The organism is Elioraea sp., assembly GCF_051860475.1.
Classification (GTDB): domain Bacteria; phylum Pseudomonadota; class Alphaproteobacteria; order Acetobacterales; family Acetobacteraceae; genus Elioraea.
The window spans coordinates 1-10,516 of the sequence record NZ_JBHYDW010000143.1 but is presented as its reverse complement, the minus strand read 5'-3'; the positions used below and the strand labels follow the sequence as shown (position 1 = coordinate 10,516).

Here is a 10,516-nt window from a genome sequence, read left to right as displayed (position 1 = left end):
TCCAGACGCGCGTGGCGGCGGCGGTCGAGCGCGCGCGCGCCTGGCTCGACCGCGTCGGCCTCACCCCGCGCGCCGACGATCCAGCGGCCTCGCTGCCCTACGGCGCGCAGCGGCGGCTCGAGATCGCGCGCGCGATGTGCATGGAGCCGGTGATCCTCTGCCTCGACGAGCCCGCCGCCGGGCTCAATCCGCGCGAGAGCGAGGAGCTGAACGAGCTCCTGCGCTCGATCAAGGCCGAGGGCACCTCGATCCTGCTGATCGAGCACGACATGAGCGTGGTGATGCAGATCAGCGACCGCGTGGTCGTGCTCGACTACGGCCAGAAGATCGCCGACGGGCCGCCCGCGCAGGTGCGCGACGATCCGAAGGTGATCGCCGCCTATCTCGGCGTCGAGGAGGAGGAGGCGCTGGCGGTGGACGCGGCGCTGCATCAGGAGTGAGCACGGCCGCGAACGGCGCCATGCTCGCGGTCGAGGACGTCACCACCGCCTATGGCGCCATCGTGGCGCTGCGCGGCGTCTCGCTGACGGTCGGCCACGGCGAGATCGTCACGCTGATCGGCGCGAACGGTGCGGGCAAGTCGACGCTGATGATGACGATCTGCGGCAGCCCCGCGCCGCGCGAGGGCCGGATCGTGCATGACGGGCGCGAGATCACCGGCTGGCCCACGCATCTGATCATGCGCCAGGGCATCGCGCATGCGCCCGAGGGGCGGCGCATCTTCCCGCGCATGACCGTGCTCGAGAACCTGCGCATGGGCGCGGAGGTGCTGAACGGCGCGCATTTCGACGCGGATCTGGAAAAGGTCTGCGCGCTGTTTCCGCGCCTGAAGGAGCGGCTCGGCCAGCGCGGCGGCACGCTCTCGGGCGGCGAGCAGCAGATGCTGGCGATCGCGCGCGCGCTGATGAGCCGGCCGCGCCTGCTGCTGCTGGACGAGCCCTCGCTCGGCCTCGCGCCGATGGTGGTGCGGCAGATCTTCGCCGCGATCCGCGACCTCAACCGCGAGACCGGGCTGACCGTGCTGCTGGTGGAGCAGAACGCCTATCACGCGCTCCGCCTCGCCCATCGCGGCTACGTGCTGGTGAACGGGCGGATCACCATGACGGGCACCGGCGCGGAGCTGCTCGCGCGGCCGGAGGTGCGCGCGGCCTATCTGGAGGGCGGCCGGGCCTGAGCCCGGGGATCGGCCGCACTTTTCCCTCTTTGCCGCCGGCCGTCCGGTTCACTACGCTGTGGCACCGGCCGCGTTCCGCGGCCAGGAACAGCAGACGGAGGGAGACTTCCATGTTCAGAAGGACGCTGGTGGCGGCCGCAGGCGCGGCCGCGCTGGTGGCTGGCAGCGGGCTCGCCCAGGCGCAGCTCCGGATCGCAACGGTCGGGCCGATGACCGGCCAGTACGCCGCGTTCGGCGAGCAGATGCGCGCCGGTGCCGAGCAGGCGGTGGCCGACATCAATGCGGCGGGCGGGGTGCTCGGCCAGCAGCTCGTGCTCGAAGTCGGCGACGATGCCTGCGACCCGCGCCAGGCCGTGTCGGTGGCGAACCAGCTCACCGGCCGCGGCGTGCGCTTCGTCGCCGGGCATTTCTGCTCGGGCAGCTCGATCCCGGCCTCGAAGGTCTATCTCGAGGAGGGCGTGCTGCAGATCAGCCCGGCCAGCACCAACCCGCGCTTCACCGACGAGGGCGGCTGGAACACCTTCCGCGTCTGTGGCCGCGACGACCAGCAGGGCATCGTCGCGGGCACCTTCATCGCGCGCAACTTCCCTGGCCAGAAGGTAGCGGTCCTCCACGACAACTCGGCCTATGGGAAGGGGCTGGCCGACGAGACGAAGAAGGCGATGAATGCCGCGGGCGTGCAGGAGACGCTCTACCTCGCCTACGTCGCCGGCGAGCGCGACTACTCGGCGATCGTCAGCCGCCTCCAGCAGGCCGGCATCGATGTCGTCTACTTCGGCGGCTACCACACCGAGGCCGGACTGATCGTGCGCCAGATGCGCGAGCGCGGCCTGCGCGCGGTCGCGATCGGCGGTGATGCCCTGGTGACCAACGAGTACTGGCAGATCACCGGTGCCGCGGGCGAGGGCACGCTGATGACGTTCTCGTCCGATCCGCGCAAGCGCCCCGCGGCCGCCGACGTGGTGGCAAAGTTCCGGGCGAAGAACATCGATCCCGAGGGCTATGTGCTCTACACCTATGCGGCGATCCAGATCTGGGCCGAGGCAGCGAAGAAGGCCAACTCGACGGATCCGCGCCGGATCGCCGAGGTGCTGAAGGCGCAGGGGCCGTGGAACAGCGTGCTCGGCCAGACCACCTTCGACGGCAAGGGTGACCCGACCGTGCCGGACTACGTGTTCTATGTCTGGCGCGGCGGCACCTACGCCGAGATGTGAGCCTGCCGCGCCAGCCGTTGCCGATCGGTGAAGCGGCGTGTAGCGAGGCGGGGTCCGGGAGCCTTCCCGGGCCCCGTTTCGTTCCGGACACGGAGGGATCGTCGCACCGATGGTGCTGCTCAGGCTCTGGCGCGGCGAGGTGCCGTTCGAACAGACGTTCTGGACCTGGGGCGTGCTGATCGCGCTGGTGCTCAATGTCTTGACCACCGCCGGCACATTCTATCTGGTCTCGGTGGATCAGCCCTTCGCGGCCTTCTTCGTCGGCTATGTGATGTCGATCCCGTACAACGTGTTCGTGCTGGTGGCGATCTGGCGGTCGGCGGCGCGGTCGCAGGAGACGCCGCAGGCGGTGCTGGTGACGCGGATCATCGCGTTGGCCTGGCTGACGCTGCTCAGCATCACGTGAGGCGGCGGGGGCCGGGTGATCGCCGCGCTCCGGCCGAGCCTGCGGTCAGGATCGCCAGAACCGTCCGGACGAGTAGATCGGGCCGTTCGGGTGCTCGCGCCAACCGAACGGCGGCGACGGCGGCAGGGCGAGCCGCTGCAGATCCGGCGACAGCGCGTAGCGGTCGAACCCGTTGCGGGTGAGCGCCTTGGCGGCGGCGTCGGCGGACGGGAACGCCAGTTCGTCGAATACCCCGCCGCCGTCGTCGATGAAGTACACGCGCACGCCGCCGGACTGCTCTGGCTCAATCACGGCCCAGTTCTGCTGAAGCATCTCGATCACCTTGATCCAGAAATCGGAGCCGGTGATCACGGGAGGGGGACGATCCATGCTCACCTCCATCGCAGCGTCGCGCTGTGCTCAAGACGCCGCCGCACCCCATGGTCTGCAAGGCCCCGGCGAGGGCGGAGCGGCGCGCGAGCGTATCGGGAGGCAGGCGGCAGCGCGATCAATTGCAGGTGGTGCCGACACGCGGATTTGAACCGCGGACCTACTGATTACGAATCAGTTGCTCTACCGCTGAGCTATGTCGGCGCGCCCCGGAACGGGCCGCGTTCTACGACCCCGCGCCGGCCGGCGCAAGCGCCGCGCCCTGCCGCGCCGCCCCCCACACATCGCCCGGCGGCCCCTTGCGGATGGCGGCGAGCAGCGTGCGCACCTCCTGGCGCGCAGCGACATGGCTCATCGACAGCCCGCCGGCGATCCCGGCCTCCTTCAGATCCATCAGCGTCAGGCCCTGGAGGTAGAGCTCGCGGAAGATCACGCGCTCGCCGAAGCCGCGCACGGTGCGGAAGCCGATCCGCTTCGCCAGCGCCTCCAGTGTGGCGCCGACATCGCGCTTGTTACGCGCCTCGGCAGCACCCAGCCGGTTGCGCATCACGATCCAGTCGAGCCGCCCGCGGTCGCGCGCGAAGCGGGCCTTGCGCGCCTCCCACACCATCTCGCTGTACACAGACGGGCTGATCACCCGATGGTCGTCCGGATCGACCGTCGCCAGCATCGAGAAATCGACGAAGCTGTCGTTAATCGGCGTGATCAGCGTATCCGCAATCGCGTGGCCCGCGCGGCTCAGCGGCGTATCGGCGCCGGGACAGTCGATCACCAGGACCTCGGCGGACGAGAGCCCGGCGATCGCCGCGGCGAGTGCCGCCTCATCCTCCTGCGCCGCCGCGGCACGGCTCTCGGCGCGGCTTGCGTGCACCGCGCGCGCCTCCGGCTGCGGCAAGGCGACGCCGCGCGCGGCGCTGAACGCAGCGCGCGCCTCCAGGTGGCGCAGCAGCGTGCCCTGGCGCGCATCGAGGTCGAGCGCGGCAACGCGATACCCCTCGCGCATCAGCCCGACGATCACATGCATCGCCGCGGTCGACTTGCCCGACCCGCCCTTCTCGTTGCCGAGCACCACCACGTGCGGCCGCTGCTCGACCGCGATCCGCTGCATCACCGTCATGGCCGTCGAGATACTCGCCGACTCGACCGCGCTCAAAGCCCCGGGATCGGCGCCGGCAGCGCGAGGCGCGGCGCGATCGCCGCCGCCTCGCCCCAGCGCAGCGAGCCCACGGTGCCGCAGTTGGTGCAGGCGGGCGTCCATTCCGGCTGGGTCGCGCCGCAGGCGGTGCAGGTCCAGACCGGCTCGGCCGGCGCGGTCGCCGCATCGCGCCAGTGCGCCTCGGCCTCGATGCGCGCCCGCTCGGTGCCGGCGAACTCGCGCTCGGCGAGCTCGGCCAGCAGCACGTGCAGCCGCCTGTCCTCGAGCCCGCCCGCCCGTCCGCGCTCGACCCAGCGCCGCGCCTCGGCCCATTGCTCGGCCTCCAGCGCCGCGCGGGCCGCGGCGAGCGCCATCTCCGCCCCGCCGACCTGGCCGGCCAGGCTCGCCACCCGGCGGGCACGCGACCCCTTCGGCTCGCCCGGACTGGCCTCGACCGCAAGGGCCGCCAGCACCGGATGCGAGGCGGCAGCGAGGCCGCGCTCCAGCGCCTTGTCGGCCGCACGCGTCCGTTCCGCCGCGCGCAGCCGGCGTACCAGCGCGGCATGCGCCGGCGCGAGCCCCGGCGCGGCCGAAACCGCCTCCTCCTCCAGGCGCTGCGCCGCCGTGGCGTCCGTCTCCTCCCCGGCCGCGGCGAGCAGCAGTGCCGCGCGGCGGTAGCCGGTCTCGGAATCCCCGCGCGCCTCTGGAAGCAGGCGCAACGCCCCCTGCCAGTCATGGTGGCGCACCGAGTCACCAAAGGCGATCGCCTGCGCCCAGCCCGCATTCGGCCGCAGCGAGAGGGCAGCCTTGGCCGCCTCCACCGCCTCGCCCTGCGAGCCACGCTCCACCGCCAGCTGCGCGAGCCCCCGGTGGCCGAGGAAGGCGCCGGCGCCCTTGCGGCCCGCCAGGCTCCGGAATGACTGCTCGGCGGTCTCGATCTCGCCGGCGGCGCGCGCAGCGTGCCCGGTCAGCAGCAGCGTCAGCGGCGTGTCACCGAGCAGCTTGCGCGCCCTGCGGCCGTTCTTCAGCGCGGCTGGGCCGTCACCCGCAGCCAGCGCCTCCAGGGCCGCGACCACCGCGGCGTCGCCGTCGTCGCGATGGCGCAGCGCGCGCTTCAGGCGGCGTCGTTGCAGCCAGCCGCGCAGCCGCGCGAGCAGCCAGACAAGGCCGCTGAACACGATCAGCAGCAGCGCGAGGCCGAGACCGACCAGCCAGAGCGGCGCCTCGACCGCAAGATCGGCAACCGACAGCGCGACCGTGCCCGGACGGTCGGCGATCCAGAGCGCGGCCGCGGCGGCGAGCGCGAGGACGAGCAGGACGACGAGGGCGCGACGCATCGGCGGCCCTCCTCAGCGACCGGCCGCAAGGGCCGCGAGGCCCTCGCGCGCGGCGAGCAGCGCGCGGGCCTCGGCGATCCAGCCGGACACCGCCGCCAGCGGGCGCGGCGGCAGCGCGGCAAGCGCGGCGACCGCGCCGGCGATGTCCCCGGCACCCAGCAGCCGCTCGGCCTCGGTGAGCACGCTCGCGGTCGCGTCGCCGACGAGCACGGTGTCGCCCCGCCGGATCGTCACCAGCCCGGCGATCCGCCCGCCCGCGCGCTCGAGCAGGTCGCCCTCGGCCGGTTCGCGCACCTCGCGGGCAGCGCGGGCGGCTTCGGCGAAACGGAGCCGGAGCGAGGCGGCGGTCGGCGGAGGACGCTCGGCGAAGGCAGCGAGGCTCGCCGGGACGGACACGTCGGCCGGCAGGGCCGCCAGCGCCGGGCCAAGCGGACGGCCCGCCTCCAGCGCGGCATGGGCGCGCACGAAGGCAGCGAGCCGGGCCTCGATCGCGGTGAGCCGGGCCTCGGCGGTGGGCCGCGCCTCCAGCGCCGTGACACGCTCGGTCAGCGGCGCGATGCGCGGGTCGGGCGGCGGGGGCTGCGGTACCGGCCGGGCCTCGAGCGCGGCGATCCGGTCAGCGAGCTCGCCGATGCGAGGATCGGGCGGCGGCGGCTCGGCGGCGGGGCGCGCCTCCAGCTGCGCGACCCGGTTGGCGAGCGCGGCCAGCGCGGTGCGTGCCTCGGCGTCGGAGGCGGGGCCGTCGGGCGCGGCGGAGACCGCGCGCTCAAGCGCCGAGAGCCGGTCGCCCAGCGCGGCGGCCGCGGCCGCGCGCGACTCGGCGGCGGCGACGCGCGATTCGAGCGCCGAGAACTGGGGCCGGAGGTCGGGCGGCGCGGTCGGCGCCGGGCGCCCCTCGAGGGCGGAGAGCCGGCTCGCGAGAGCCGCCAGCGCCGGGTCGGCCGAGGGTCCGGACAGCCGGTCGATCACCATCCAGGCGAGTCCGAGGAAGAGCACGACGATCGCCACCCAGAGCGCGCCCGTGCGCGCCGGCGGCGGTGGCGGCGGTGCTGCGGCCGGTGCCGCGGGTCCGGCCTCCGGCCCGGGGCCGGCCTTGGGGGGCTCCGGCTTCGGCGGCATCGGCTTTGCGGGCTCCGCCCGCTGCGCTTCGGGCCTCTGCGCCTCGGGCCTCTGCGCCTCGGGCCTCGGGGGCTCGGCACCGGCCGGGCGGGGGGCGGGCGGCGGCGTTGGCGTCGGCGCGTCGGTCGGTGGACTGGCCTTCACCGGCTCGGCCCGGCGCGCCGGGGCCTCGGGGCCCGGCCTGGTGGCCTGCGCCGGCGGCTCCTTGGCCTTGCCGGACCCCGGCTGCTTCGGCGCGTCCTTGGGCTGCTTGGGTTCGTCGCTCATCCGGACCACTCCCCTCCACCCTCGCCGCTCCGGGACATCGGAAGCAGTGCGAGCAGACTATCCTGGTCGGGCCGCACGGCGACCCGGACCGCCTGAAACCCCAGATCCCCGAGCACGGCGGCTGCCGTCTCGCTGATCGCGAGCGCCGTGACCCCCCCAAGCCTCCCGGGCACCGCGCTGGCGCCGACGATCCTAGCGAAGGTCCGGGCCGCGGAGGCGGAGAAAAACACGACCGTATCGATCCGTCCCTCGGCGAGGGCGGTGCGGGCGGGTTCCGGCAGGGTCTCCACCGCGCGGGCGGCATAGACGACGCGGCGCAGGACGGCAAAGCCTCGGCCGCGCAGATCGGCCGCCAGTCGCAGCCCTTCGCGGGCGCGGGTGGGCAGCAGGAGCGGCCTGCCGACCGGGTCGAGCGTGGCGGCGGCGAGGGCGGTGAGCGCGCGGGCGTCACGCTGCGCCGAGCGGATCTCCGCGAATCCCTGGGCGCGGGCGGCGGCGGCGGTGGCGTCGCCGACCGCGAGCAGCGGCACGGCGCGGAACCGCGCCGGCAGGGCGCGCACCGCGTTCATGCTGCCGGCGATGATGGCCTGGAGCGTGGCGGGCTCGGGCAGGCGGGCGGGCACGGGTGCGATGGTCAGCATCGGCGCGAGCACGGCGCGGCGGCCGAGTGCCGCGAGGCGGCGCGCGGTCTCGGACGCCTCGGGTTCGGGGCGCGTCACCAGCACCGCGCGGTCGTCTGCCATGGCGGTGCTGCGCCATGGCGGGCGCGGCCTGTCAAGCATGGGGCTGTAGTGCGGGGGGTGTGGGGGGCGAGCGTCGCCCCCCACTCCTTCGCTCACTTTACCACTTTACGACTTTATCACTTTATCGGCCGCGCAGCGGCGGATGGCAGGGCGCCGGGGCATCGCGCGCGCAGTGTAGCGGGGTGCTGCGTCAGATCCGGTCGTGCGGCGAGCAGAGCGCGCGCAGCATCGCCGCACTGGCGGCATCGGCGGGCAGGAAGGTCTCGAGCGCGAGTTCGGCGAGGGTGACGTCCAGCGGCGTGCCGAACACCGTGGTCGTGCTGATCAGTGAGAGTTCGGCCTCGCCCACCGCCAGCCGGAGCGGCACCGCGACCTGCGGCATTGCGGGTGCAGGCTGCCGCTGCGCCGGCGCGGCGTAGCCGGCGAGTTCGTCGCGCAAGGAGGCGAGCACGGGATCGGCGGTCGCCTCCACCTGGCGGGCGAGCCGCGCGAGCAGGTGGTCGCGCCACTCGGCGCGATTGCGGATGCGCGGCGCGAGGCCCTCCGGATGCAGGCCGATCCGGAGCGCATTCGCCGGTGGGGCGAGCAGCGCCGGCGCCACACCCTCCAGCAGCGTCGCGACCGCGCGGTTGGTGGCGAGGATGGTCCAGTGGCGATCGACCGCGAGGGCGGGGAACGGCTCGTGCGCGGCGAGCAGCGTGCGCACCGCGTCCATCACCGGACCGAGCGCGGGATCGTCGAGGCCGCGCTGCGGGAAGACCGGGGCGAAGCCGGCCGCGGTCAGCAGCACGTTGCGCTCGCGCAGCGGCACATCGAGATACTCCGAGAGGTGCAGGACCATGTCGCGGCTCGGCCGGGCGCGGCCGGTTTCGAGGTAGCTCAGGTGGCGCGTCGAGATGCGCGCCTCGGTCGCGAGCGCAAGCTGGCTGAGGTGGCGGCGGCTGCGCCAATCGCGCAGCAGCGTGCCGATCGCGGGTGTCGTCTGTCCCATGCGCCGAGGCTAGCGCCGGCACGATGCGGTTTCGATGACCTCTGAGGTTATCGCCTTGCTGCCCGCAGCGCCGTCAGGGTGTGGCCGTCGCGCGGTGATGGGCTGCGTCGGAGCAAGGAGACGGATGATGAACGGACGGAACGAGGTGATGGGTCGAGTGGCGGGCGGGACGGCGCTGCCGTCGCTGCGCGCGGCGCTGGCGCTGGATGCCGTGGCGAGCGGCGCGGCGGGTGTGGTCATGCTCGCGGGCGCGGGGATGCTCGCGAAGCTGCTCGGCCTGCCAGCGACGCTGCTGACGGTGGCGGGCGCCGTGCTGCTGCCGTTCGCGCTCGCGGTCGGGCTGCTCGCGCGGCAGACGCATCCATCCCGCGGTCTCGCCTGGGCAGTGGTAGGCGTGAACGAGGCCTGGGTGGTGGCGAGCGTGGTGCTGCTGCTCAGCGGATGGGTCGCGCCGAGCACGCTCGGCGTCGCCTTCGTGCTGGCGCAGGCGGCGGTGGTGGCGGTGTTCGCCGTGCTGCAGGCGCTGGCGCTCAGGCGCGGCGCTGAATGATCAGGATCGGCCGGCGCTTGCGCCGGCCCGGACCCGATTGGGCGGGCACGGTATGCAACTCGAAGCACTCGATGACGTCGCCCTCGCGGATGTCGTGGTAGTCTGCGAAACTTGGGACACGAGGGGCTTCATCGGCACATCTATTCGTACTCAGCCGGCATGGTTGCATGTGAGGGTTGAATGACGGGCCTACCAGCACAGTTTCTGTACGCAGCGATGCAAATTCGGACCGTCTTTGTCGATGACGTGGACCAAAGATTGACCAAGTGTGGAACGGCATTCTTTGTCAGACATCCAACAGAACCTGAAGTATGTTTGGTAACAAACAGACATTTAATTCAGGCATTCTATAAATTCCCATCAGATCTTATGCAGGAAAGACGGTTTTCAAATTATAAGATTGAATACATTGACGTCATCGGGCGATTTTCTGGAGATAATCTCCAAACTTTTAGATCCATTCATGGGCACTACGATATTGTATTTCCTGACAATGAGTGCCACGATATAGCAGTGATCAAATTCCGAAAAATAATAACAGAAATAATGACAGATGCGCCAATAAAAATTGATAATGTCTTTACATATGATACGCTAGCGCAGAGCCATGAATTTGGCGATAAAATTCTCGTATGTGACATCGTTGCATTCCCAAGCTACTCAGAGTGGGTCTCTGAGAAAGAAATGCGACCGACATTTAGAGTTGGATGGGTCGTTAGTGACCCAAGGCATGGCATAGATCTTCCCGAGGTAAAGGGCGATGCAATGCTCATCGAGGGATTCTCAACAAGCGGATCATCTGGAGCTCCAGTTATCGCGCTCGAAAAGGGAATTCGAACCGGGTCAGGCCTACAGGGTGGTAGTTTCAGGCCGTTTCGACTGGTTGGTGTGAATGCTGGTCATCTTAGGGCAAAAGACTATTTGCACGCAAATCTGTCTTACATATTCAAATCCACTGTAATTGATGAGTGTATCAAGAAGGCAATCTAGACGAATAACCTAGCAAGGCGGCGGTCATTATTTTGGAGCGGGCCCGTCAGAAGGTCGGTTTTCGCCGATTAAGTCTGGAAGCTATCCCTGTAAACGCTGTCGGCCATGCCTTTCGCCCGCCACCTACGGTGCTCCAAACCGTGGCCTTAGAGCCCATCCGGGAAGTTCTGATTCACGCTGAGGAGGTTGCGGCGAGGCGTCGGAGCATGATGCGGATCATG

At 71.0% G+C, this 10,516-nt stretch carries 12 protein-coding genes and 1 tRNA gene; 6 read left to right on the top strand and 7 right to left on the bottom strand.

Annotated elements, in window-relative coordinates; genetic code table 11:
• From ACTIFU_RS19440 to ACTIFU_RS19425, 4 genes are all read left to right on the top strand, one after another.
• Nucleotides 1–440: ABC transporter ATP-binding protein (locus tag ACTIFU_RS19440; RefSeq protein WP_439579973.1), on the top strand; the 440-nt coding region annotated here is incomplete at its 5' end.
• Between the two features lie 20 nt (nucleotides 441–460).
• Nucleotides 461–1,174, top strand: coding sequence for an ABC transporter ATP-binding protein (locus tag ACTIFU_RS19435; RefSeq protein WP_439579974.1), 714 nt, complete (start codon nucleotides 461–463; stop codon nucleotides 1,172–1,174).
• Nucleotides 1,175–1,284: 110 nt separating this feature from the next.
• Nucleotides 1,285–2,388, top strand: coding sequence for a branched-chain amino acid ABC transporter substrate-binding protein (locus ACTIFU_RS19430; RefSeq protein ID WP_439579972.1), 1,104 nt, complete (start codon nucleotides 1,285–1,287; stop codon nucleotides 2,386–2,388).
• 109 nt (nucleotides 2,389–2,497) lie between these two features.
• Complete coding sequence (locus ACTIFU_RS19425; RefSeq protein WP_439579971.1) at nucleotides 2,498–2,794, top strand: hypothetical protein; 297 nt, start codon at nucleotides 2,498–2,500, stop codon at nucleotides 2,792–2,794.
• Between the two features lie 45 nt (nucleotides 2,795–2,839).
• Here the strand turns inward: ACTIFU_RS19425 and ACTIFU_RS19420 are convergent, their stop codons facing one another.
• From ACTIFU_RS19420 to ACTIFU_RS19390, 7 genes are all read right to left on the bottom strand, one after another.
• Entirely contained in the window at nucleotides 2,840–3,163 is a 324-nt protein-coding gene (locus ACTIFU_RS19420; protein WP_439579970.1) for a hypothetical protein, read from the bottom strand.
• Nucleotides 3,164–3,292: 129 nt separating this feature from the next.
• A tRNA-Thr gene (locus ACTIFU_RS19415) sits at nucleotides 3,293–3,367 on the bottom strand.
• Between the two features lie 22 nt (nucleotides 3,368–3,389).
• On the bottom strand, nucleotides 3,390–4,280 hold the full coding sequence (locus tag ACTIFU_RS19410; protein ID WP_439579969.1) for a division plane positioning ATPase MipZ: 891 nt from the start codon (nucleotides 4,278–4,280) through the stop codon (nucleotides 3,390–3,392).
• 32 nt (nucleotides 4,281–4,312) lie between these two features.
• Nucleotides 4,313–5,635, bottom strand: a complete 1,323-nt coding sequence (locus ACTIFU_RS19405) for a heme biosynthesis HemY N-terminal domain-containing protein (RefSeq protein ID WP_439579968.1) — start codon at nucleotides 5,633–5,635, stop codon at nucleotides 4,313–4,315.
• 12 nt (nucleotides 5,636–5,647) lie between these two features.
• The gene (locus tag ACTIFU_RS19400; protein ID WP_439579967.1) at nucleotides 5,648–7,021 is read right to left on the bottom strand and encodes a hypothetical protein; all 1,374 of its coding nucleotides are present in this window, start codon (nucleotides 7,019–7,021) and stop codon (nucleotides 5,648–5,650) included.
• The gene (locus tag ACTIFU_RS19395; RefSeq protein WP_439579966.1) at nucleotides 7,018–7,764 is read right to left on the bottom strand and encodes a uroporphyrinogen-III synthase; all 747 of its coding nucleotides are present in this window, start codon (nucleotides 7,762–7,764) and stop codon (nucleotides 7,018–7,020) included. The genes ACTIFU_RS19400 and ACTIFU_RS19395 overlap by 4 nt, the downstream gene beginning before the upstream one ends.
• Nucleotides 7,765–7,954: 190 nt before the next feature.
• Nucleotides 7,955–8,755, bottom strand: coding sequence for a helix-turn-helix domain-containing protein (locus ACTIFU_RS19390; RefSeq protein ID WP_439579965.1), 801 nt, complete (start codon nucleotides 8,753–8,755; stop codon nucleotides 7,955–7,957).
• A gap of 127 nt (nucleotides 8,756–8,882) precedes the next feature.
• Here ACTIFU_RS19390 and ACTIFU_RS19385 point away from each other — a divergent pair, with 127 nt between their 5' ends.
• Together ACTIFU_RS19385 and ACTIFU_RS19380 are read left to right on the top strand one after the other, a co-directional pair.
• Entirely contained in the window at nucleotides 8,883–9,305 is a 423-nt protein-coding gene (locus ACTIFU_RS19385; RefSeq protein WP_439579964.1) for a hypothetical protein, read from the top strand.
• A gap of 180 nt (nucleotides 9,306–9,485) precedes the next feature.
• Nucleotides 9,486–10,295 (top strand): hypothetical protein, encoded by an 810-nt coding sequence (locus ACTIFU_RS19380; protein ID WP_439579963.1) that lies wholly within the window; start codon nucleotides 9,486–9,488, stop codon nucleotides 10,293–10,295.
• Nucleotides 10,296–10,516 lie beyond the last annotated feature (221 nt).